This is a genomic window from Pseudomonas sp. KH_040, assembly GCF_057839305.1.
In genome coordinates this window covers 265,784-288,306 of sequence record NZ_CM174487.1, presented here as the reverse complement: position 1 = coordinate 288,306, position 22,523 = coordinate 265,784, and the positions used below count along the sequence as shown (strand labels likewise).

Here is a 22,523-nt window from a genome sequence, read left to right as displayed (position 1 = left end):
GATGGCCTTGCTACAGCTGGAGCGCATCAGCGCACAGTACCCGGGCAGCCCGACACCGGTGCTGGCGGATATTTCTCTGACTCTGGGGCCTCAGCAATTGCTGGTCGCCCTCGGCCCGTCCGGCAGTGGCAAGACTTCGCTGTTGAACCTGATTGCCGGTTTCGTCGAACCGAGTGCCGGGCGCATCACCCTCGACGGCGTACCGGTCAAAGGCCCGAGCGCCGAACGTGGCGTGGTGTTCCAGGACGATGCTTTGCTGCCCTGGCAGGATGTGTTGGCCAATGTCGCGTTCGGTCTGGAACTGGCTGGTGTCGCCAAAGACAAGCGCGAAAAGATCGCCCGCGAAATGCTCGCACTGGTTGACCTCTCCGGTTTCGAAAGCCGTCGTATCTGGCAGCTTTCCGGTGGCCAGAAACAACGCGTCGGCCTCGCCCGCGCCCTCGCCGCTGATCCGCGCGTATTGCTGATGGACGAACCCTTCGGCGCCCTAGACGCGTTCACCCGCGAACAGATGCAGGAGTTATTACTGCAAGTCTGGCAGCGCACGGCCAAGCCGGTTTTCCTGATTACCCATGACATTGAAGAAGCGGTATTCCTCGCCACTGACCTGATTCTGCTCGCGCCGAATCCGGGGCAGATCGTGGAGCGTCTGCACTTGGACTTCGGTCAGCGTTACGCCGCCGGTGAGTCCGCCCGCGCGATCAAATCCGATCCACGTTTTATCGAAACCCGCGAACACGTACTGGGCAAAGTGTTCTCGCAACGCAGCGCCGGGCAACGGCAGGAGCGCGCATGAGTAGTTATGACGTTTCCTCGCCTGCGGTAAAACCCGCCACCGCGTCGGTGACGATTCCGCTGCGCCGCAGCCTCAGTACACGCTGGATAAGCCTGCTGACGTTGTTCGCTTTGTTGGCCATCTGGTGGGCGGTGACTGCTACTGGATTGATCGAACCGCTGTTCCTGCCACCCCCCTCCGCCGTGCTGCAAAAGGGCTGGTTGCTGGCGACCACGGGCTATATGGATTCGACGTTGTGGCAGCACCTCGGCGCGAGCCTGAGCCGCATCGGTCTGGGCCTCGGTTTTGCGATTCTGACTGCCGTACCGGTGGGCATCGCGATCGGCGCCAATCGCATCGCCCGTGGCGTGCTCGATCCGCTGATCGAGTTCTACCGCCCTATTCCGCCGCTGGCTTATCTGCCGCTGATCGTGATCTGGTGCGGCATCGGCGAGTTGTCGAAAGTGCTGCTGATTTATCTGGCGATTTTCGCGCCGATTGCCATCGCTACTGCCACCGGCGTGCGCACGGTTGATCCAGCGAAATTGCGCGCGGCGCAGTCGTTGGGCGCGACTCGCGTGCAACTGATTCGTCATGTGATTTTGCCGAGCGCGTTGCCGGACATTTTGACGGGCGTGCGCATTGGTCTGGGGGTTGGTTGGTCGACGCTGGTCGCGGCTGAACTGATCGCCGCCACCAGCGGTTTGGGCTTCATGGTGCAGTCGGCCGCGCAGTTCCTGGTCACCGATGTGGTGGTGCTGGGGATTCTGGTCATCGCCCTGATCGCCTTCGCCATGGAAATGGGCCTGCGCGCCCTGCAGCGCAAACTGGTGCCGTGGCACGGCCAGGCCCACTAAAGCATTTTTTGAATCACCCCCTGTAGGAGCTGCCGCAGGCAGCTCCTACAGGGGGGTGGTTATCCGGAATTTAAGAGAAAGACCATGAGCAGCCTCAACATCACCCCATTAAGCTCGGCCCTCGGCGCGCAAATCAGCGGCGTCGACATCAGTCAGCCGCTGAGCCTGGAACACCGCGACGTCATCGAACAGGCGCTGCTCAAGTATCAAGTGTTGTTCTTCCGCAACCAGCCAATCGAGCCTTCGCAACAGGCACGTTTCGCCGCCTATTTCGGCGACCTGCACATTCACCCGATCTACCCAAACGTACCGGAACAACCGGAAGTGCTGATTCTCGACACCGCCGTCACCGACGTGCGCGACAACGCGATCTGGCACACCGACGTGACCTTCCTGCCGACACCTGCGATGGGCGCGGTGCTCAGCGCCAAGTTGCTGCCGGAGTTTGGTGGCGACACATTGTGGGCCAGCGGCATTGCCGCGTATGAAGCGCTGTCAGCGCCGCTGAAAGGCTTGCTCGAAGGGCTGACCGCGACTCACGATTTCACTCGTTCGTTTCCGCTGGAACGCTATGGCAACACGCCTGAAGCATTGGCGCAGTGGGAAGAGGCGCGACGCAAGAATCCACCGCTGTCGCATCCGGTGATTCGTACGCATCCGGTCAGTGGACGGCGCGCGCTGTTCGTCAACGAAGGCTTCACGTCGAAGATCAATGAGCTGTCGGAAACCGAGAGCGAGGCGATTCTGAAGTTTCTGTTCGCCCACGCGACGCGGCCGGAGTTCACCATTCGCTGGCGTTGGCAGCAGGACGATATTGCGTTCTGGGATAACCGCGTGACCCAGCATTACGCGGTGGATGATTACCGACCGGCGCGGCGGGTGATGCAGCGGGCGACGGTGTTGGGGGATGTGCCGTTTTTTCGTTGAGACGTTTTAAAGCCAAAAGCCCCTCACCCTAACCCTCCCGAAACGTCGGACCGCCCCGAGGGAGAGGGGACTGACCGAGGTGTTTGTACGAGCTACATCGACCTGAAATGTCGGGTTGAATTCAAGTTTTGAAAAGCATGAAGATCTGCTCCCTTTCCCCCTCGCCCCCCTGGGGGAGAGGGCTGGGGTGAGGGGGTTGGATCTTGCTGACCCAACCCAATCTTCATCACTCCGCCGTCGAAGGCTTCTCCCAAAGATTGATCCCGCCCTCTTGGGCAAACCGGTCAATCTCCGCCAGCTCTTCAGCACAGAAGCTCAAATTCTTCAACGCCCCGACGTTCTCGATAATCTGCTCCGGCCGGCTCGCACCAATCAGCGCCGACGTCACCCGAGGATCGCGCAGCGTCCACGCCAACGCCAATTGCGCCAGACTCTGACCACGACGCTTGGCAATTTCATTCAACGCCCTTACATGAGCAATGTTGGCCTCGGACAGGTGCGAAGCCTGCAACGAACCACCACCCGGACGATTGACCCGCGCATCCGCCGGCACGCCATTGAGGTATTTGTCGGTAAGCAGACCTTGCGCCAGCGGCGTGAAGGCAATCACGCCAGTACCGAGTTCATCGGTGGTATCCAGCAGATCTTTTTCCACCCAGCGATTGAGCAGGTTGTACGCCGGTTGGTGAATCAACAGCGGCACTTTCCACTCTTTCAACAGCGCCGCGATCTCACGGGTTTTCACCCCCGAGTACGACGAGATACCGATGTACAACGCCTTGCCCTGCTGCACGGCTGTAGCCAGGGCGCTGGCGGTTTCTTCCAGCGGGGTGTCCGGGTCGAAGCGGTGCGAATAGAAGATATCCACATAGTCCAGACCGAGGCGTTGCAGGCTCTGGTCGAGGCTGGCCAGCACGTATTTACGCGAGCCACCGCCCTGGCCGTAAGGGCCGGGCCACATGTCCCAACCGGCCTTGCTGGAGATGATCAGTTCGTCGCGGTACTGCTTGAAGTCTTCGCGCAGCAGACGACCGAAATTGATCTCGGCGCTGCCATACGGCGGGCCGTAATTGTTGGCCAGGTCGAAGTGGTTGATACCCAGATCAAACGCTGTGCGCAGCAAGGCGCGCTGGGTGTCGATCGGCGTGCTGTCGCCAAAGTTGTGCCACAGACCCAGCGACAGCGCCGGCAGTACCAGACCGCTGCGGCCAACGCGGCGGTAAGGGATGGAGTCGTAGCGGTTTTCGGCAGCGGTGTAAGTCATCGAATCCTCTCTTGTCTGTCTTGAAATGGGTGTCGACTTCATCGCTAGCAGGCTAGCTCCCACATTGGAATGCAGTCTCCTGTGGGAGCTAGCCTGCTAGCGATTGGGTGCTACAAAAATCTATTGCCGGGTCGGGCCAGACCCAGGTTCTGGCGCAACGTCCGGCCTTCATACTCGGTTCTGAACAGCCCGCGCCGTTGCAGTTCCGGGACCACGCCATTGGCGAAGTCTTCGAGCCCGCCGGGCAAGTGCGGCACCAGCACGTTGAAACCGTCCGCCGCGCCCTGTTCGAACCACTCCTGCAAGCGATCAGCGATCTGCTCCGGCGTACCGACCAGGCTGTAATGCCCGCGCCCGCCGGCAATCTTGCGACCGAGTTCGGCGAGGGTCAGGTTCTCCCGGCCCGCCAGTTCAGTGAGCAATATCTGCCGGCTCTGCTGACCGCTTTCGGTCAGCGGCAACTCCGGCAACGGCCCGTCCAGCGGGTACTTCGACAAATCGAAGTTACCCAGCATACGCCCAAGCAAGGCAACGCCAACCTCGGGTTCGACTAATTGCTGAAACGTTTCACATTTTTCCTGTGCTTCGGCTTCGCTGCCGCCGACCACGACAAAAACCCCGGGCATGATTTTCAGCGAATCGGCGCTGCGCCCGTACTTGGGCAGACGTCCCTTGAGGTCGGCGTAAAACGCTTGGGCACTGGCCAGCGAAGTCTGTGCGGTGAACACCACTTCAGCGGTTTGCGCCGCCAATTCGCGCCCGGTTTCCGAAGAGCCAGCCTGAACAATCACCGGTTGCCCCTGCGGCGAACGCGCAACGTTCAGCGGGCCTTTGACCTGGAAGTGCTCGCCGACGTGATCCAGCACATGCAGTTTCGACGGGTCGTAATACGCCCCACTGGCCTTGTCGCGCGCAAACGCATCATCCTCCCAACTGTCCCAAAGCCCGGTCACTACCTGATGAAATTCGCGCGCACGGCTGTAGCGTTCGGCATGGCCGATATGCTCATCACGACCAAAATTCAGCGCCTCGGCAGCATTGTCCGAGGTCACCAGATTCCACCCCGCTCGGCCGCCTGATAAGTGATCTAGCGAGGCGAATTTGCGCGCCACGTGATACGGCTCGTTGTAGCTGGTGGTTGCCGTCGCAATCAGGCCGATGTGTTCGGTCACGGCACTCAGCGCCGAGAGCAACGTCAGCGGTTCAAAATGATCCGACCGCGCCATACGACTGGCGATGTCCTGAGTCGGTGCGGCGACGCTGTCAGCGACAAACAACGCATCGAACTTCGCCGCCTCGGCAATCTGCGCCAGTTGTTTGTAGTGGGTGAAATCCAGGCCGGCGTTGGCCGGCACCTCCGGATGACGCCACGCCGCCACGTGGTGCCCGGTGGCCATGAGAAACGCGCCGAGTTTCAACTGTCTGCTCATCTCAGAAATCCTTGCGCAGTTGCACGCCGAAGTAGCGCTCGTCATCCCGTGGCACGGCGCGGTAGATGTAGTTGCCGCCGCTGGCAAGCAACGGTGAATACGACTTGTCGGTGAGGTTCTTGCCCACCAGCGCCACGCGCCAGCCATTGCTGTAATCGGCCAGAGCGACGCTGGCGTTCCACAGGCCGTAGGCACCCTGCTTGGTGTCGGCGTTCTGGCTGATGTCGTACTGCACTTCGCTCTGCCAGCTGTAATCGGTGCCGAGTTCGATATCCAGACCGTTATCCAGCGGGATGCTGTAGTCGGCGCGCACGTAGCTTTTCCAGTCCGGGCTGAACGGCAGCGGTTTGCCGTTGACGTTGCACGACGCCGCCGCGCCCGCCGGGCAGGCGAATTCGTCGATGCGCGCGCGGGTGTAAGCCAGCGCTCCGGACAGCTTCAATTGCTGAGTGGCCTGCAAGGCGTAATCGAGTTCGACGCCTTCGGTGCTGACACTGCCGGCGTTGATCAGACGCGTCACAACCTGGCCGGCGACGGTGTCGAAGAAGTTCGCCTGATAGTTGTCGTACTCGCTGTGGAACACCGCGAGGTTGGTGGTCAGGCGATTGTTCCAGCTCGTCGCTTTGATCCCCGCTTCCCAGGTGTTGGAGGTTTCCGGTTTCAGTGCTTCGGTATCACGCGGCTGCATATTGAAGAACACGTTGTAGGCCGGGCCTTTGTAACCGCGCGAATAGGTCAGATACGTAGTGACGGCGTCGCTCAAGTCGTACTGCACACCGAGGCGGCCGGACCAGCCGTCTTCGTCGACAGAACCTGAGCTGCTGGTCGCCGGTTGAATACCGCTGACCGTGGTCGCGGAGGTCGAAACGCGGCGGTGATCGTATTCGAGATCATCGTGGGTGTAGCGCAGGCCGGCGATGCCGCGAAAGTCCGACGTGAAGTTCAGTGTGCTCTCCCCGAACACCGCATAGCTGTCGCTGCTGGTGCTGTAATCAGCGACGCCGCGATCGGTGCGCGTGGTCGTTGTCAGCGTGCGCTGATAGGTCTCGTCGTCCTTGCCGTGCATGTAGAACAGACCGCCGACGTATTCGAGGAACTCGCCCTTCGGCGAGGCCAGACGCAACTCTTGCGAGTATTGATCGAAGGCCAGATCGCCCTTGTCCGCGGTGCCGGGGAACGCGGCTGTCACGGTACCGAGACGGTCACCATCCTGATACTGGGTGTTGTCCCAGCCGCGCCATGCGGTGATCGACGTCAGTGTGTAATCGCCCAGTTGCCAGTCGAGTTGGCCGGACAGGCCTTTGTTGATGTCCTCAACGTGTGAGCGGGTGTCGGTGTTGATGTCACGGTTGTGGCTGCTCGCATTGACCGGGCTCAGCGCATTGGCGAAGGCCGGGGTCAGCGACTTGCTGACAACGCCATTGGGACCGTCGTCGTGGGACTGCATGTAATCGGCGATCAAGGTGAAGGTGACGTCGTCATTCGGGGTGAATTCGAGTTTTCCGCGCACGCCACGATGGTTGTAGCCGTTGACCTCTTGACCGTTGTGTTGGTTGTCGACGTTGCCGTCGTAGGTGCCGAACAGCGTGCTGATCGAGCCTTTCAGCGTGTCCGGTATCAGGCTGCCGCCAATGCCGAAACGGGTGCGGCTTTCGTTGCCGCTGTAATACGACTGATCGATGTAACCGTGGGTCTCGGCGGTGGGTGCCTTGCTGGTGATGTTGAGTACACCGGCCGAAGCGTTTTTGCCAAACAACGTGCCTTGCGGACCACGCAATACTTCGACGCGTTCCAGATCCAGCAGATCGAGCGTGGACTGCCCCGGCCGCGCATACACCACGCCATCGATCACCGTCGCCACGGTCGGCTCGACGCCAGGCGAGGTGGAAATCGTACCGACGCCGCGCACGAATAACGAGGTGTCCTTGTTCGATGCGCCGGTGCGGAAATTCAGCGACGGCACTTGCTGGACGATACTGGCCACGCCGTTGCGGTTGTCGCGCTCAAGCTGTTCGCCGTCGATCACCGAGACCGCCACCGGCACTTTTTGCAGCGACTCTTCGCGGCGCGTGGCGGTGACGGTCACCGATTTGAGAGTCGGCTCCTGATCACTGCTCTCGGCAGCGAATGCGTTAGGCAGCGGCAGTGCCGCCAACCCCGTGAATAACCAGCCAGCCGCACGGATCGACTGCGCCAGTGTGTGTGTCGCCCCAGGAATGTTGTGCATGTTTGCCCGCTCGAAATTGGCCCTTAACCGCTGCCGTTCTGCGACGACAGCGCCTGAATCGGTGTCTTGGGCATTCGCTCGAGCGAGTAGCAGACAGCGCGCTTTGTTAGCGCTACCATCAACAGTATTGGCAAGCAGCACATAGAGCGTCCAATACTGAAAAATTACTTTTATATGCGATTTGGTTTTTAAGAAGGATCGAGCCTTGAGCGAAGAAAAACCCCGCAAACGCCGTGGCGCCGGACGCGTGACCTTGAATGCTGTGGCACGTGAGGCTGGGGTTTCGGCGATTACCGTGTCGCGCTATTTCAATCAGCCCGAACAGGTTTCGCCCGAGCGCCGCGAGCGGATTGCGACGGTGGTGGCGGAGTTGGGTTACGTACCGAATCTGGTGGCCGGCGGATTGGCTTCGGCGCGGGGCAAAATCGTCGGCATGGTCATCCCGAACATCTCCGGGCCGATCTTCGCCAATACCATTCAGGGTTTCAGCGATACGCTTAGTCGCCATGGCTATCAGCTGTTGCTGGCGTCGAGTTACTTCAGTACCGAGCAGGAAGAAAACGCCGTGCGCGCGTTTCTCGGCTGGTCGCCGGCGGCGCTGGTGCTGACCAGTCACTTTCACAGTGCCGGCACGGAAAAGATGATCGCCGAAGCGGATATTCCGGTGATTGAAACCTGGGATTACCAGCCGGATCGTGAGCCGATGCAGATCGGCTTTTCGCATTTTGAAGTGGGCGTGACGGCCGCCAGATATCTACTCGGAAAAGGCTACCAACGTATCGCCTTCGTGCAGAACAGCGCTGCGGGCGACTTCAGCGCACTGGAGCGCCGCGACGGTTACGCGGCGACCTTGCGCGAATCCGGCCTGGATCCTTGGGTCTTCGCCCCTGACGCTGATCGCGCACCATTCGAGGCCGGCAAACAGGCGATGGACGCCCTGATGAGCGCCTCACCGCGCCCCGACGCGATCATCTTCGCCAACGACAACCTCGCCGCCGGCGGCCTGCTCGCCGGGCAACGCGCGGGTTTGAAAATCCCCGAAGACTGCGCCGTTCTTGGCTTCGGCGATTACCCGTTCGCCGAGATGCTGCTGCCCAGCCTGAGCACCATCAAACCACCGGCACTGGAGATCGGCGTACTGGCTGCAACCCGCGTACTGGAAAGCCTTGGCGTGTTGCCGAGCGACGAGGTGCAGCGGCTGAATCTGTTGCAGTGCCAAGTGATCGAACGGGAAAGCATCTGAGGAATATGGCAGAGGCTGGATTGGCTATGCTCTTAAAGAACACCGAGGTGGCCCTTTCGCGAGCAGGCTCGCTCCCACAGGGATTTCCTGTGTACATGAAATTTATGTCCAGTCGAGTTTCATTGTGGGAGCGAGCCTCCTCGCGAAGGGGCTCTTCCCGGCACTGCACCTCCATCAGGCAGAACGCCCCATGCACACCGCCATCATCATTTTCTTCGGCCTGGTCCTGCTCGCCCTGATGCTCTACATCGGCGAGCGCATCGGCTTCAGCCGCCAGACCATGGCCTACGGCTTCGCCGCCCTGTGGCTGGCATTGACGGTGATTAATGGCGCGGTGGGAGTGGTGCATGCCGGCCAGTCCGTGGGTTCGGAAATAGCGATTGGCAGTGCGGTATTCGGCGTGCCGATGGCGGCAATGGTGTTGTTCATGGTGCTGAGCGCCGAGTCCTGAACGGACCCGACGCTCAGGCGTCGATCAACGTACCAAGTGCAGGAACTGCATGTGGCGTTCGTACTGGTCGAGGATGTCGTTGATGATCTGCTCTTTGGTGTAACCGACCAGATCGTAGTCCTGACTGCCCTCGCTCAAATGCACTTCGGCGCGGTAGTAGCGACGATTGTTGAGCTGCTTCGAGCCCATCCCGCCACGCGCGAACGACGGCGTGAAGTAGCCGCGCATCTGCACCTGATAGATGAACGGATGCGCATCACCATGGCCGATTTCCAGGCTGACGCTGTCATTCGCCGGATCCGGCTGGGTGACCACGTTGAGGCCTTTCTCGACGAACACCGCCGTCACTTCTTCAATCGCCGGACGCACCGTGGTGTCCATGAAGCGGTACACCTCGTCCCGCGACGGGAAGTGCACAGCCTGACTCAAGCGCTGGCGCCAGCCGCCCGTGCCGCGCCGCGAACCGGAGACCGGTGCCAGCGAATGCAACTGCGCGATCTGTTTCTGCGACTCCAGATAGAACGCCTTGTGCAGGCCCCACATCATCAGCAACAGAATCAGCGAGAACGGCAACGATGTCAGTACCACCGCTGACTTCAGTGCATCGATGCTGCCGGAGAACAGCAGCGCACTGGTGATCAGCGCGGTCATCGCGCCCCAGAACACCCGCAGCCATTTCGGCCCGTCTTCGTCCGGGGTGCCGCCCTTGGCCGACAGCGTCGAGAGCACCACGGTGCCGGAATCGGCAGACGTGACGAAGAACACGAAGCTGATAAACACCGTCACAGCGATGACGGTTTTGCTCCATGGGTAGGTTTCCAGCAGCAGGTAAATACTCATCGACGGATTGTCGATGGCCGACATGCCCAGCGCGCTCATGCCGTGGTTGAGCACTTGATCGATTGCGCTGTTGCCGAAAATCGACATCCACGCGAGGGTGAAACCGAGCGGAATCAGCAGCACGCCGAAGACGAATTCACGGATGGTGCGGCCACGGGAAATCCGTGCGATGAACAGGCCCACGAACGGCGACCATGCGATCCACCAGGCCCAGTAAAACACCGTCCAGCCGCCGAGCCAGTCGCTCGGTTTGTCGTAGGCGTAGAGATCAAAACTCTTCATCGGCAAAGCGCCGAGGTAGTCACCAAGGTTCTGGATCAAGGTGTTGAGCAGGTGCTGGGTTGGCCCGGCGAACAACACGAACAGCAGCAGCGCACAGGCCAGCAGCATGTTGATGTCGGACATCACCCGCACGCCTTTATCGACGCCGGAGACGGCCACGATGATCGCCGCGCCCATCATCAGCGTGATCAGGCCGACCTGAATCCACTGGGTGTGCGCGATGCCGAACAGGTAGTCGAGACCGGAGTTGAGGTGCAGCACCCCAAAGCCCATGTCGGCGCCCAGACCGAACACCGTGGCGATGATGCCGAAGCCATCCACCGCGTAACCGATCGGGCCGTTGATGCGTTTGCCGATCAGCGGATACAGCGCCGACCGCAGGGCCAGCGGCAGGTTGTGGCGGTAAGCGAAATAGGCCAGCGCCATGCCGACGAAGGCAAACACGCCCCAGCCATGCAGGCCCCAGTGCAGAAACAGAATCTGCATGGCCTGACGCGCCGCATCCGCGGTGCCCGCCTCGCCTTGCGGCGGCTGCAGCATGTGGGTCAGCGGTTCAGAGACGCAGAAGAAGAACAGCGTGATGCTGATCCCGGCGGCGAACAGCATGCCGGCCCAGGACAGGTAACTGAATTCGGGCTCGTCGTGGTCGGCACCGAGTTTTATCTTGCCGTAGCCGGATAAGGCGGTGACCACCACGAAGACCAGATACAGGGTCATCGCGAGCATGTAATACCAGCCGACCGTATTGGCCGCCCAGTTTTGCGCTTCCAGCAGCCAGGCGCCGGCCTGCTCAGGCATGGCGATAACAACGAGACCAAACAGCAGAATGACCGTCGCGGCGAAGTAGAACACCGGCGGATTCATGCGCACCAGACCGCTGGCGGGGGTAGACGATGCACTCATGAAACGTGCACCTCGAGGGGTTGAAACGTGGCTGAAATGATCGGACTCAGCAAAGGCAAGCCTCCTGTTGTGAGCGGGCAGCGAACCACCGGTTTAACTTGAATGAACGTTCAAGTTAAACATGGATGGGGTGGTAAGGACTAATCGTACGGCTAGGCGGTAGTTTTCCTACGCTAGCTCAAGGATGGGTATGACGTGGGTTTAAGGGTATTCGTTCAATAGCCCCTCACCCTAGCCCTCTCCCGGAGGGAGAGGGGACTGATTGGGAGATATTGGGGAGATACGCCGACATGATCCTGCTGTACCGAATCCATCATCGACTCGGTGTTTCAGGTCGATGTATGACGCAAGACACCTCGGTCGGCTCCCTCTCCCTCCAGGAGAGGGCTGGGCGGGCGGCGTTCCGATGAGGGTTTGCTTTGCCCCCTACTTCTGCGTCCCGTCATCATGCTGCAAATTCGCCTGAGTCAGATTGCACCCCGCCGGCACACTGCGCGTCAGCCAGACATTGCCGCCAATGGTCGACCCCTTGCCAATGGTGATCCGCCCGAGAATCGTCGCCCCGGCATAAATCACCACATCATCTTCAACGATCGGATGACGCGGATGACCTTTCTGCAACTGCCCGTCTTCATCCGCCGGGAAGCGTTTGGCGCCCAACGTCACGGCCTGATAAATCCGCACGCGCTCACCAATGATCGCGGTCTCGCCGATCACCACACCCGTGCCGTGATCGATAAAGAAACTACGGCCGATCTGCGCGCCCGGATGGATATCGATACCGGTCGCCGAATGGGCGATTTCCGCGCTGATCCGCGCCAGCAGCGGCAGCCCGGCACGATACAAATGATGAGCGAGGCGATGGTGAATCACCGCCAGAATCCCCGGATAGCACAGCAGCACTTCATCAACACTGCGCGCTGCCGGATCACCGTGATAGGCCGCCAACACATCGCTGTCGAGCAGCGCGCGCAGGCCCGGTAAAGCCAAGGCAAAATCCTGCACGATCTGAATGGCGCGGGCCTCGACTTCAGTATCGGCCTGCGCGCTGTGGCGGGCAACGTAACGCAGCTCCAGACGGGTCTGCGCCAGCAGCGCATTCAACGCCACATCAAGGGTGTGGCCGACGTAAAAGTCTTCGCTTTCTTCACGCAGATCCACTGGCCCCAGACGCATCGGAAACAACGCCCCACACAGTGCTTCAAGAATCTCCGCCATCGCCGCCCGCGACGGCAACTCGCGACCACCCTGCTCGCCGGACGCCCGGCCGTTCTGTGCCCGCCACTGATCCCGCGCGCTGCGCAGTTGACTGACGATGGTCTGCAATTGCCAATGGCTGGAACGCTCGCTCACGGTAAAGACTCCTCACGGGCGGCCGGACTGTCTGGCCGCGTCAACGGCGACTACTTTACGGCATGGTCGCGAGAGCGAATTAAGAACCGATAGTGCTGGCCTCAGTTCATTTGGCTATAAGCGATTCACGGTTGCCCCTGCAAAAGCCCGTGCCTATAGTCCTTTCATCTTTCTCCTCCAGTACGGACTCATGATCAAACAACAGCTGGACCGCTTTAACCGTCTCGACCTGCTCGGCCACCCGACGCCGCTGGAAAAACTCGAACGCCTGTCCGCCTGGCTCGGCCGCGAGGTGTACATCAAGCGTGATGACCTGACGCCGCTGGCCCTGGGCGGCAACAAGCTGCGCAAGCTCGAATACCTCGCTGCCGGCGCTCTCGCGCAAGGCGCCGATACGCTGATCTCCGCCGGCGCGCTGCAATCGAACCACGTTCGCCAGACCGCCGCACTCGCCGCCAAATTGGGCCTAGGTTGCGTGGCGCTGCTGGAAAATCCGCTGGGCACTGACGACAGCAACTACACAGGCAACGGCAATCGCCTGCTGCTGGATCTGTTCGACACCAAGGTCGAACTGGTCGACAACCTCGACAACGCCGACGACCAACTGGCCGCCCTCGCCGCACGTCTGCGCAGCAACGGCAAGAAGCCATATCTGGTGCCAATCGGCGGCTCCAATGCCCTCGGCGCGCTCGGTTACGTGCGTGCCGGTCTGGAACTGGCCGAGCAGATCAAGGACACCGGTCTGGATTTCGCTGCGGTGGTACTCGCCTCGGGCAGTGCCGGAACGCACAGCGGTCTGGCCTTGGCGTTGAGCGAAGTATTGCCCCGATTGCCGGTGATTGGTGTGACCGTTTCGCGCAGTGAAGAAGACCAGCGGCCGAAGGTTCAGGGCCTTGCCGAACGTACGGCGGACCTGCTCGGCGTCGAGCTGCCGGCGAGTTTCAAGGTTGAGCTGTGGGACGAATATTTCGGCCCGCGTTATGGCGAGCCGAATGCCGGGACGTTGGCGGCGGTGAAGTTGCTGGCGAGTCAGGAAGCGCTGTTGCTCGATCCGGTGTACACCGGCAAGGCAATGGCGGGCTTGCTCGATGGCATCGGACGTCAGCGTTTTGATGAAGGCCCGATCATTTTCTTGCACACCGGCGGCGCGCCGGCGTTGTTCGCCTACAAGGATTTCCTCTGAGAGATCGCTGATCGTTCCCACGCTCTGCGTGGGAATGCAGCCCGGGACGCTCCGCGTCCCTTTGAGCGCTGGAACGCGGAGCGTCCCTAGAGGCATTCCCACGCAGAGCGTGGGAAAGATCTTAATATTCAAATTAGATCTAACAGATTAAATATTAAGTATTTTCAAGTCTAAAGCAGACATCTTATAGTCTCGCCGCAGGCGAATTTCGCGCAAGACGCATAAGCTGCTTTAGGGCACGATAACGCAGGCGCACGAATCACAAATTCGCCAACTTTCCTTAAGCGTCTTCCATAAGAAAACACAGGGGCTTGTCATGAATTTTTCCGCACTACGTCGCAATCTGCTGGTGGGTTCGCTAGGCCTGGCGCTGAGCGCCGGTCTGATCGGCCAGGCAGTGGCCGGTGAGCAGCTGCAACAGATCAAGGACAAAGGCGTTATCAACGTCGGCCTGGAAGGCACTTACCCTCCGTTCAGTTTCGTCGATGCCGACGGCAAGCTGTCCGGTTTCGAAGTCGAGTTGTCCGAAGCGCTGGCGCAAAAACTCGGCGTCAAAGCCAAGATTCAGCCGACCAAGTGGGACGGCATCCTCGCGGCGCTGGAATCCAAGCGTCTGGACGTCGTGGTCAACCAGGTGACCATCTCCGACGAGCGCAAAAAGAAGTATGACTTCTCCGAGCCGTACACCGTTTCCGGTATTCAGGCGCTGGTGCTGAAGAGCAAAGAGTCCGCTCTGAACATCAAGACCGCCGCTGACCTGTCCGGCAAAAAAGTCGGTGTGGGCCTGGGCACCAACTACGAACAGTGGGTCCGCGCCAACGTGCCGGGCGCTGACGTACGCACCTACGACGATGATCCGACCAAGTTCGCCGACCTGAACAATGGCCGCACCGACGCCATCCTGATCGACCGTCTGGCCGCACTTGAGTACGCCAAGAAAGCGCCGAAAACCGTCGCTGCCGGCGAAGCCTTCTCCCGCCAGGAAGCCGGTGTTGCCCTGCGTAAAGGCGAGCCTGAACTACTGGCCGCCGTGAACAAGGCCCTCGACGAACTGCGTGCCGACGGCACCCTTGCGAAGCTGTCCACGAAGTACTTCAACGCTGACGTCACTAAATAATGGAAGAAGCTTTCCAACTCGCACTGGACTCCGCGCCCTTTCTGCTCAAGGGCGCGTATTACACGGTAGTCCTCAGCCTCGGCGGGATGTTCTTCGGCTTGCTGCTGGGCTTCGGCCTGGCATTGATGCGCCTGTCGCGCTTCAAATCGGTCAGTTGGCTGGCGCGCATCTACGTGTCGTTCTTTCGCGGCACGCCGTTGCTGGTGCAGCTGTTCGTGATCTATTACGGCTTGCCGCAATTGGGTCTCGAACTGGATCCGCTGCCAGCGGCGCTGATCGGCTTCTCGCTGAACATGGCCGCTTACGCCTGTGAAATTCTGCGCGCCGCGATCGGCTCGATCGAACGTGGCCAGTGGGAAGCCGCCGCGAGCATCGGCATGACCCGCGCGCAAACCCTGCGCCGGGCCATCCTCCCGCAGGCGATGCGCACGGCGTTGCCGCCGCTGGGCAACAGCTTCATTTCGCTGGTCAAGGACACGGCACTGGCCGCCACCATTCAGGTGCCGGAGCTGTTCCGTCAGGCGCAATTGATTACCGCCCGGACTTTTGAAGTCTTCACCATGTATCTTGCCGCCGCGCTGATCTACTGGATTCTGGCCACAGTGCTTTCGCACTTTCAGAACAAGTTGGAAGAGCGGGTCAATCGGCACGACCAGGAGTCCTGACGATGATTGTCGTGGAAAAACTGACCAAGCAATTCAAGGGTCAGGTCGTGCTCAACGGCATCGACCTCGAGGTCAAGGAAGGCGAAGTCGTCGCGATCATCGGCCCCAGCGGTTCGGGGAAAACGACGTTTCTGCGTTGCCTGAATTTTCTTGAACAACCCACCAGCGGCCGGATCAAGGTCGGCGATATCGAGATCGATACCAGCCGCCCGCTGAACCAGCAGCAAAGCCTGGTGCGCAACCTGCGCCAGCACGTGGGCTTCGTGTTCCAGAACTTCAACCTGTTCCCCCATCGCACCGCTTTGGAAAACGTCATCGAAGGCCCGATCGTGGTCAAGAAGATGCCACGCGATGCCGCCATTGTCCTGGGCAAAAAGCTCATGGCCAAGGTGGGTCTCGCCGGCAAGGAAGATGCTTATCCTCGTCGTCTCTCCGGCGGTCAGCAACAGCGCGTGGCGATTGCCCGGGCGCTGGCGATGGAGCCGGAAGTGATCCTGTTCGACGAACCGACTTCAGCGCTCGACCCGGAACTGGTCGGCGAAGTGCTGGCGACCATCCGCGGCCTTGCGGAAGAGAAACGCACCATGGTGATCGTCACCCACGAAATGGGTTTTGCTCGCGATGTGGCCAACCGTGTGGTGTTTTTCGACAAAGGCGTGATCGTTGAACAAGGCGAAGCCAAAGCATTGTTCGCCAACCCGAAAGAAGAACGCACTAAACAGTTTCTCAGCAAGTTTCTGAATCACGCCTGAGTACTTTTTATCGCTGCATCGGAAACTTCCACGGATGGAAGTTACCTTCAACAAACACCAGCTTTATCCCTTCAGACAAAACATATTCGATGCGCTACATATATATGTTCTGCAACAGATAATGCCCGCCTGCTACCCGCTCCACCCGGCATGACAGCGCTCGAATAAATCCAAGCAAAAAACGCAAAAAAACCGTTAGTTCCGTGGCTCATTTCGTCTTGGCGCTTAGGCATCAGGCCTCAACAGCGTAGGAAGATTCTGATTAATTCGTAATTCACGAATTAACTAACATCGTCTATTGACACCCCATCCCGCAGACTCTTATCTAGTCGCCAACCGGCACCACTTAGTTCAACCAACCCGTATTCAACTTGAATAAAAGTTCAAAGCTTTATTGCCAGTTTATTCACGCCTTTTGTTCTTCCAGAAACGGACTTCGCTGCAAGGCTTCAAGGAGAGAAATCGATGACCCGAACTTCGCATACCCCCGAACTGGCAGCGCCGACCGTAGCGCCAGCGCAAAAAACCGGCATCAATCTGGCCGCCGCCGCCCATCTGGTGGTCGAGGTGTCACCCTATCCCGACATGGATAGCGGAGACCTGATCGAGCTGTTCTGGAACAAATGCTATGTCGCCTCCAGGGTGCTGACAGCGGATGACGTCGGCACGGCAATCAGCCTTCGGGTGCCGGAAAGCTTCATCGCCAACGGCACGACGCGCATTCACTACCGGGTGATGCAGGTCGGTCAGGGGCCGGCGTTATCGGCGGCGACGCGCGTGCAGGTCAAACTGGACTGCCCCGGCGGGCAACCTTCAGCGCTGAGCGGAGACGAAAACCAGCAACTGGCCCCCGTGACCATCCCCGACACCATTCGCCGTCAGGGGGTGAATCCAAACCAGATCAAACGCGGCGTACCGCTGACCATCGAGCCCTACCTGAACATGGCCGAAGATGACGCCATTACCTTACGCTGGGGCGATGTACGCATGGACCTAGCACCGATCACCGCCGCGGATATCGGGCTGCCCATTCAAGTCTGGGTGCCTCCCTCGGTGATTGTCGAAGCGGGCGAAGATCTGCGGCTGGACGTGACGTACTGCATTCTCGATCGGGTCGGCAACAACTCGCGCTGGGCGCCGCCAAGAACGTTGAAGATCGGTTGTGCAAACCCTTATCTGAAAGTGCCCCTCAGGCCAAAACTCATGGCTGCCGAATCGCGTAAAGATTGATCCTCTTCAGCGGATAAGGGGCCCCGGCCCCCTTACCCGAAAATTCTTAACCAACCTGACCATCACCCCTTCTATACATATTCCTAAAAGTTAGTTTATTTAATATTTATACACGCTTAGGGTATATGAACCGGACCACCGGACATTCTTTCGTTCGCCGCACTTTTGCGGCGTTTTTCATGAGATGTGAGGTAGGTAGTATGGTCCGGAACACAATCACCCCAGTGCAGATCGCCAGGGCATTGCGTGCAGCCAAGGAGCGGCACTGATGTCCAGTCTGGCAGATGCAAACGTCCAGTCGGATCTGGACATCGCCCCACTGTTGTTGCCCGCGCAGGTCTTGCGCAACGACGCCCAAGCCATCAAGGCTGCCCATGAACTGGCGCAAGTCGCCCGCGTGCAGGCCGCCAAACGCGACCGCCAGCGCAAGTTGCCGTGGTCGGAAATCGAACAGTTCACCCGCAGCGGATTAGGCAGCATCGCCATCCCGCGCGAATACGGTGGCCCGCAGGTTTCCTTTGTCACTTTGGCCGAAGTGTTCGCGATCATCTCCGCCGCCGACCCGGCGTTGGGGCAGATTCCGCAGAACCAGTTCGGCATTATCAATCTGGTACTCGGCAGCGCGACCGAGGAGCAGAAGAAACAGCTGTTCCAGAGCGTTCTGGAAGGCTGGCGCATCGGCAATGCCGGCCCGGAACGCGGCACCAAAAACACCCTGGAGCTGAAAGCGCGAATCACCGCCGACGGTGATGATTACGTGATCAACGGCCAGAAGTTTTATTCCACCGGTGCGCTGTTTGCGCATTGGGTGGCGGTCAAGGCGCTCAACGATGACGGCAAGCAAGTGCTGGCCTTTGTCCGTCGCGGCACGCCGGGTTTGCGCATCGTTGATGACTGGTCGGGTTTCGGTCAGCGCACCACCGCCAGCGGCACGATTCTGCTGAACAACGTGCGTGTCGAATCGAGCCTGGTGGTCGACAACTGGAAGATCAACGAAACCCCTAACACCCAAGGCGCGGTGTCGCAGTTGATTCAAGCGGCCATCGACGCCGGCATCGCCCGTGGCGCCATTGATGACGCTATCGAGTTCGTCAAAACCCGTGCACGGCCGTGGATCGACGCCAAGGTTGATCGCGCCAGCGATGACCTCTATGTGATCGCTGACATCGGCAAACTGAAAATCGAACTGCACGCCGCCGAAGCGCTGCTGCGCAAGGCCGGCAAAGTGCTTGATCAAGTGCACGCCGCGCCGCTCACTGCCGAGTCTGCCGCCCGCGCTTCGATCGCCGTGGCCGAAGCAAAAGTGCTGACCACCGAGATTTCCTTGCTCGCCAGCGAAAAGCTGTTCGAACTGGCCGGCAGCCGCGCGACCCTCGCCGAATTCAACCTCGACCGTCACTGGCGCAACGCCCGCGTGCACACGCTGCACGACCCGGTGCGCTGGAAATATCACGCGGTCGGCGCCTATCGCCTCAACGGCACTTTACCGGCTCGCCATTCCTGGATCTGAGACGACCAGACATCTGGAGAAAAACATGACGCTATCCCATCACGTCGCGGTCATCACCAGCGATGAGCAAGCCCTGATCGTCGCCAGCGATCTGGCCGAAGATTTCAAACGCGACAGCACCCTGCGCGACCGTGAACGTCGCTTGCCACTGCCGGAACTCGATGTATTTTCCCGCTCCGGTCTATGGGGCATCAGCGTGCCCAGGGAATACGGCGGCGCTGGCGTGTCCAACGTAACTTTGGCCAAAGTCATTGCCCTGATCGCCCAGGCCGACGGCTCGCTCGGGCAGATTCCGCAGAACCATTTCTACGCACTGGAAGTGCTGCGCGTAAACGGCAGCCACGCACAAAAACAACGGCTGTACGCCGAGGTTCTCGCCGGCCAACGCTTCGGCAATGCCTTGGCAGAACTGGGCACCAAAACCGCCCACGACCGCGTCACCAGCCTCAAGCGCGCCGGTGACGGCTATCGCATCAACGGTCGCAAGTTCTATGCGACAGGCGCGATTTACGCACAGCGCATTCCTACTTCTGTGGTGGATGAAAACGGCGTGCAGCAACTGGCCTTCGTCCCGCGTGACAGCAAAGGCCTGACGGTGATCGACGACTGGAGCGGCTTTGGCCAGCGCACCACTGGCAGCGGTTCTGTGGTGTTCGAAGATGTATTCGTTGCCGCCGAAGACGTGCTGCCGTTTCAAAGTGCCTTCGAACGCCCGACCACTGTCGGCCCGTTAGCGCAGATCCTTCACGCCGCCATCGACACCGGCATCGCGCGCGCCGCTTATGAAGACGCGCTGCATTTTGTGCGCAGCAAAACCCGGCCATGGATCGATTCCGGCAACGACAAAGCCACCGAAGATCCACTGACACTGAAGAGCTTCGGCCATTTGAGCATTCGCTTGCACGCCACCGAAGCCTTGCTCGAACGTGCCGGCGAATTCCTCGACGCCGCGCAAGCCGAGACCAACGCAGAAACCGTCGCCGCCGCTTCGATTGCCGTCGCCGAAGCACGGGCGATCAGCACTGAAATCTCTTTGGCCGCCGGCAGCACGCTGTTCGAACTGGCCGGCAGCCAGGCGACCCTGATCGAACATGGCCTCGACCGCCATTGGCGCAACGCCCGCGTGCACACCCTGCACGACCCGGTGCGCTGGAAATATCACGCGGTGGGCAACTACTACCTCAATGACGAAAACCCTCCGTTGCGAGGGACGATCTGATGAGCGCGGCGAAAAAAAAGATCCTGCTGAATGCGTTCAACATGAACTGCATTGGCCACATCAACCATGGCCTGTGGACGCATCCGCGCGACACCTCGACGCGCTACAACACCCTCGAATACTGGACGGAACTGGCGCAATTGCTGGAGCGCGGGCTGTTCGACGGTTTGTTCATCGCTGACATCGTCGGCGTGTATGACGTCTATCAGAACTCGGTCGACGTCACGCTGAAAGAGTCGATCCAGCTGCCGGTCAACGATCCGTTGTTACTGGTTTCAGCGATGGCTGCCGTGACCAGAAATCTTGGTTTCGGTCTGACCGCGAATCTCACTTATGAGCCGCCGTATCTGTTCGCCCGACGCATGTCGACGCTCGATCATTTGAGCCGTGGTCGTGTTGGCTGGAACATCGTCACCGGTTATCTCGACAGCGCCGCGAAAGCCATGGGCCTCAGCGAACAGGTGGAACACGACCGTCGCTACGATCAGGCCGACGAGTATCTGAAGGTGCTCTACAAACTCTGGGAAGGCAGTTGGGAAAACGGCGCAGTGCTCAACGACCGCGAGCAGCGGATCTACGCCAACCCGGAAAAAGTGCACAAGGTCGAGCACAAAGGCGAGTTCTATCAGGTCGAGGGTTATCACCTCTGCGAGCCTTCGCCACAGCGTACGCCAGTGCTGTTTCAAGCAGGCAGTTCCGAACGCGGTTTGCTCTTCGCCGGACGCCATGCCGAGTGCGTGTTCATCAGCGGTCAGAACAAACCGTCGACCAAAGTTCAGGTCGACAAGGTCCGCGCCAGCGCCGTTGAAGCGGGCCGCAATCCCGAGGACATCAAGGTGTTCATGGGCCTCAACGTGATCGTCGGTGCGACCGAAGAAGCCGCGTGGGCCAAGCACGCCGAGTACCTGAGTTACGCCAGCGCCGAAGCTGGCGTGGCGCATTTTTCCGCGTCGACCGGCATCGATTTTTCGCAGTACGAGATCGACGAACCGATCCAGTACGTGAAGAGCAACGCCATTCAGTCCGCCACCAAAAACCTGCAGAACAACGACTGGACCCGGCGCAAATTGCTCGACCAGCACGCCCTCGGTGGTCGCTACATCACCGTCGTCGGCTCGCCTGAGCAAGTCGCGGATGAGCTGGAATCGTGGATCGCCGAGACCGGCCTCGATGGCTTCAACCTGACCCGGATTGTTACGCCGGAGAGCTACGTCGATTTCATTGAATTGGTGATTCCGGAGTTACAACGGCGCGGGTCGTACAAGACCGCGTACGACAACGGCAGCTTGCGCGAGAAGCTGTTTCACGGTGCGGCGCAGTTGCCCGTGCAACACACCGGCGCAGCGTTCCGCCGCTAAAAGCATCGCTGGCAAGCCAGCTCCCACAAGGGTTTGTGGCGTTCACAAAACCTGTGGGAGCTGGCTTGCCAGCGATGAAGCCCGACCCGACACCACAAAATTAATGCACTGACTGGAAAAACCATCATGACCAAAAAACGCCTGTCACACCCAGTCAAAGCACTGGCCCTGGCCCTCGGCCTGTTCAGCTCGGCAGTCTTCGCCGCCGACGCACCGCTGAAAATCGGCACCACCGCAGCCTTCGCCATCCCGCTGGAAGCCGCTGTCGAAGAGGCCTCCAAACAAGGCCTCAAAGTTGAGTTAGTGGAGTTCACCGACTGGATCGCGCCGAACGTCAGCCTCGCCGCCGGCGACATCGACGTGAACTACTTCCAGCACATCCCGTTCCTTGAAAACGCCAAAGCCGCGTCGGGTTTTGATCTGGTGCCGTTCGCGCCGGGGATCATCAACAACGTCGGCCTCTACTCGAAAAAATACAAAAGCTTCGACGAGTTGCCCGAAGGCGCCAGCGTCGCCATCGCCAACGATCCGATCAATAGCGGCCGTGGTCTGCAACTGCTGGCCAAGGCCGGTTTGATCACGCTGAAACCGGGCGTCGGCTACAAGGCCACCGAAGACGACATCGTCGCCAACCCGAAGAAAATCAAAATCCTCCAGGTTGAAGCCGTGCAATTGGTACGCGCCTACGACGACGCCGATCTGGTTCAGGGTTACCCCGCCTACATCCGTTTGGCGAAGACCTTCGATGCAGGTTCGGCACTGCTGTTCGACGGCCTCGACCACAAGGAGTACGTGATCCAGTTCGTCATCCAGCCGAAGAGCAAAACCGATCCGCGCCTGATCAAATTCGTCGACATTTACCAGCACTCGCCGGTTGTTCGCGCCGCACTGGATAAGGCTCACGGCAAGCTGTATCAAGCCGGTTGGGAAAGCTGAG

19 protein-coding genes are annotated in these 22,523 nt (G+C 59.8%); 14 read left to right on the top strand and 5 right to left on the bottom strand.

The genetic code is table 11. From position 1 onward, the window contains the following. Nucleotide 1 precedes the first annotated feature (1 nt). From tauB to tauD, 3 genes are all read left to right on the top strand, one after another. Nucleotides 2-796 (top strand): taurine ABC transporter ATP-binding subunit, encoded by a 795-nt coding sequence (gene tauB, locus AC3IUF_RS01255; protein ID WP_489280153.1) that lies wholly within the window; start codon nt 2-4, stop codon nt 794-796. After that, complete coding sequence (gene tauC, locus AC3IUF_RS01250; RefSeq protein WP_489280152.1) at nt 793-1,632, top strand: taurine ABC transporter permease TauC; 840 nt, start codon at nt 793-795, stop codon at nt 1,630-1,632. The genes tauB and tauC overlap by 4 nt, the downstream gene beginning before the upstream one ends. Before the next feature lie 84 nt (nt 1,633-1,716). Next, entirely contained in the window at nt 1,717-2,559 is an 843-nt protein-coding gene (tauD, locus tag AC3IUF_RS01245; protein WP_489280150.1) for a taurine dioxygenase, read from the top strand. Nucleotides 2,560-2,785: 226 nt separating this feature from the next. On the opposite strand, the gene mgrA is transcribed toward tauD, so the two are convergent. From mgrA to AC3IUF_RS01230, 3 genes are all read right to left on the bottom strand, one after another. Then, entirely contained in the window at nt 2,786-3,823 is a 1,038-nt protein-coding gene (mgrA, locus tag AC3IUF_RS01240; protein ID WP_489280149.1) for an L-glyceraldehyde 3-phosphate reductase, read from the bottom strand. Between the two features lie 110 nt (nt 3,824-3,933). Further along, nucleotides 3,934-5,253: an LLM class flavin-dependent oxidoreductase gene (locus tag AC3IUF_RS01235; RefSeq protein WP_489280148.1), complete on the bottom strand. Its 1,320-nt coding sequence runs from the start codon at nt 5,251-5,253 to the stop codon at nt 3,934-3,936. Between the two features lies 1 nt (nt 5,254). Further along, nucleotides 5,255-7,480 (bottom strand): TonB-dependent receptor, encoded by a 2,226-nt coding sequence (locus AC3IUF_RS01230; RefSeq protein WP_489280146.1) that lies wholly within the window; start codon nt 7,478-7,480, stop codon nt 5,255-5,257. A 205-nt stretch (nt 7,481-7,685) separates the two neighbouring features. Here AC3IUF_RS01230 and AC3IUF_RS01225 point away from each other — a divergent pair, with 205 nt between their 5' ends. Further along, the gene (locus AC3IUF_RS01225; RefSeq protein WP_123375637.1) at nt 7,686-8,723 is read left to right on the top strand and encodes a LacI family DNA-binding transcriptional regulator; all 1,038 of its coding nucleotides are present in this window, start codon (nt 7,686-7,688) and stop codon (nt 8,721-8,723) included. Between the two features lie 190 nt (nt 8,724-8,913). Next, nucleotides 8,914-9,174 carry a hypothetical protein gene (locus AC3IUF_RS01220; RefSeq protein WP_007949845.1) on the top strand — a complete coding sequence of 87 codons (261 nt, stop codon included), beginning with the start codon at nt 8,914-8,916 and terminating at the stop codon, nt 9,172-9,174. A 24-nt stretch (nt 9,175-9,198) separates the two neighbouring features. Here AC3IUF_RS01220 and betT read toward each other — a convergent pair whose 3' ends face one another. Both betT and epsC read right to left on the bottom strand, forming a co-directional pair. Continuing rightward, nucleotides 9,199-11,160 (bottom strand): choline transporter BetT, encoded by a 1,962-nt coding sequence (betT, locus tag AC3IUF_RS01215; RefSeq protein ID WP_162835968.1) that lies wholly within the window; start codon nt 11,158-11,160, stop codon nt 9,199-9,201. A 465-nt stretch (nt 11,161-11,625) separates the two neighbouring features. After that, on the bottom strand, nt 11,626-12,552 hold the full coding sequence (gene epsC, locus AC3IUF_RS01210) for a serine O-acetyltransferase EpsC (protein ID WP_007918747.1): 927 nt from the start codon (nt 12,550-12,552) through the stop codon (nt 11,626-11,628). Between the two features lie 190 nt (nt 12,553-12,742). On the opposite strand from epsC, the gene AC3IUF_RS01205 reads away from it, so the two are divergent. From AC3IUF_RS01205 to AC3IUF_RS01165, 9 genes are all read left to right on the top strand, one after another. Continuing rightward, a complete protein-coding gene (locus tag AC3IUF_RS01205; protein WP_489280144.1) occupies nt 12,743-13,735 on the top strand; it encodes a D-cysteine desulfhydrase in 993 nt (330 codons plus the stop codon). Between the two features lie 316 nt (nt 13,736-14,051). Beyond that, complete coding sequence (tcyJ, locus tag AC3IUF_RS01200) at nt 14,052-14,852, top strand: cystine ABC transporter substrate-binding protein (RefSeq protein WP_095113927.1); 801 nt, start codon at nt 14,052-14,054, stop codon at nt 14,850-14,852. Further along, the gene (gene tcyL, locus AC3IUF_RS01195) at nt 14,852-15,517 is read left to right on the top strand and encodes a cystine ABC transporter permease (protein ID WP_007918741.1); all 666 of its coding nucleotides are present in this window, start codon (nt 14,852-14,854) and stop codon (nt 15,515-15,517) included. The genes tcyJ and tcyL overlap by 1 nt, the downstream gene beginning before the upstream one ends. Before the next feature lie 2 nt (nt 15,518-15,519). Further along, on the top strand, nt 15,520-16,269 hold the full coding sequence (gene tcyN / locus AC3IUF_RS01190) for an L-cystine ABC transporter ATP-binding protein TcyN (RefSeq protein WP_007918739.1): 750 nt from the start codon (nt 15,520-15,522) through the stop codon (nt 16,267-16,269). A gap of 465 nt (nt 16,270-16,734) precedes the next feature. Further along, on the top strand, nt 16,735-17,499 hold the full coding sequence (locus AC3IUF_RS01185; protein ID WP_007918737.1) for a hypothetical protein: 765 nt from the start codon (nt 16,735-16,737) through the stop codon (nt 17,497-17,499). A gap of 268 nt (nt 17,500-17,767) precedes the next feature. Beyond that, nucleotides 17,768-19,009: an SfnB family sulfur acquisition oxidoreductase gene (locus AC3IUF_RS01180; protein ID WP_007918734.1), complete on the top strand. Its 1,242-nt coding sequence runs from the start codon at nt 17,768-17,770 to the stop codon at nt 19,007-19,009. 25 nt (nt 19,010-19,034) lie between these two features. After that, nucleotides 19,035-20,228, top strand: a complete 1,194-nt coding sequence (locus AC3IUF_RS01175) for an SfnB family sulfur acquisition oxidoreductase (RefSeq protein WP_489280143.1) — start codon at nt 19,035-19,037, stop codon at nt 20,226-20,228. Then, the gene (locus AC3IUF_RS01170; RefSeq protein WP_489280142.1) at nt 20,228-21,586 is read left to right on the top strand and encodes an LLM class flavin-dependent oxidoreductase; all 1,359 of its coding nucleotides are present in this window, start codon (nt 20,228-20,230) and stop codon (nt 21,584-21,586) included. The genes AC3IUF_RS01175 and AC3IUF_RS01170 overlap by 1 nt, the downstream gene beginning before the upstream one ends. 126 nt (nt 21,587-21,712) lie before the next feature. Continuing rightward, complete coding sequence (locus tag AC3IUF_RS01165) at nt 21,713-22,522, top strand: MetQ/NlpA family ABC transporter substrate-binding protein (protein WP_007918730.1); 810 nt, start codon at nt 21,713-21,715, stop codon at nt 22,520-22,522. Nucleotide 22,523 lies beyond the last annotated feature (1 nt).

Excerpts from the sequence above, each read along its gene's own strand:
- tauB (WP_489280153.1), top strand. The coding sequence starts at position 2 with ATGGCCTTGCTACAGCTGGAGCGCATCAGCGCACAGTACCCGGGCAGC.
- tauC (WP_489280152.1), top strand. The coding sequence starts at position 793 with ATGAGTAGTTATGACGTTTCCTCGCCTGCGGTAAAACCCGCCACCGCG.
- tauD (WP_489280150.1), top strand. The coding sequence starts at position 1,717 with ATGAGCAGCCTCAACATCACCCCATTAAGCTCGGCCCTCGGCGCGCAA.
- mgrA (WP_489280149.1), bottom strand. The coding sequence starts at position 3,823 with ATGACTTACACCGCTGCCGAAAACCGCTACGACTCCATCCCTTACCGC.
- AC3IUF_RS01235 (WP_489280148.1), bottom strand. The coding sequence starts at position 5,253 with ATGAGCAGACAGTTGAAACTCGGCGCGTTTCTCATGGCCACCGGGCAC.
- AC3IUF_RS01230 (WP_489280146.1), bottom strand. The coding sequence starts at position 7,480 with ATGCACAACATTCCTGGGGCGACACACACACTGGCGCAGTCGATCCGT.
- AC3IUF_RS01220 (WP_007949845.1), top strand. The coding sequence starts at position 8,914 with ATGCACACCGCCATCATCATTTTCTTCGGCCTGGTCCTGCTCGCCCTG.
- betT (WP_162835968.1), bottom strand. The coding sequence starts at position 11,160 with ATGAATCCGCCGGTGTTCTACTTCGCCGCGACGGTCATTCTGCTGTTT.
- AC3IUF_RS01205 (WP_489280144.1), top strand. The coding sequence starts at position 12,743 with ATGATCAAACAACAGCTGGACCGCTTTAACCGTCTCGACCTGCTCGGC.
- tcyJ (WP_095113927.1), top strand. The coding sequence starts at position 14,052 with ATGAATTTTTCCGCACTACGTCGCAATCTGCTGGTGGGTTCGCTAGGC.
- tcyL (WP_007918741.1), top strand. The coding sequence starts at position 14,852 with ATGGAAGAAGCTTTCCAACTCGCACTGGACTCCGCGCCCTTTCTGCTC.
- tcyN (WP_007918739.1), top strand. The coding sequence starts at position 15,520 with ATGATTGTCGTGGAAAAACTGACCAAGCAATTCAAGGGTCAGGTCGTG.
- AC3IUF_RS01185 (WP_007918737.1), top strand. The coding sequence starts at position 16,735 with ATGACCCGAACTTCGCATACCCCCGAACTGGCAGCGCCGACCGTAGCG.
- AC3IUF_RS01180 (WP_007918734.1), top strand. The coding sequence starts at position 17,768 with ATGTCCAGTCTGGCAGATGCAAACGTCCAGTCGGATCTGGACATCGCC.
- AC3IUF_RS01175 (WP_489280143.1), top strand. The coding sequence starts at position 19,035 with ATGACGCTATCCCATCACGTCGCGGTCATCACCAGCGATGAGCAAGCC.
- AC3IUF_RS01170 (WP_489280142.1), top strand. The coding sequence starts at position 20,228 with ATGAGCGCGGCGAAAAAAAAGATCCTGCTGAATGCGTTCAACATGAAC.
- AC3IUF_RS01165 (WP_007918730.1), top strand. The coding sequence starts at position 21,713 with ATGACCAAAAAACGCCTGTCACACCCAGTCAAAGCACTGGCCCTGGCC.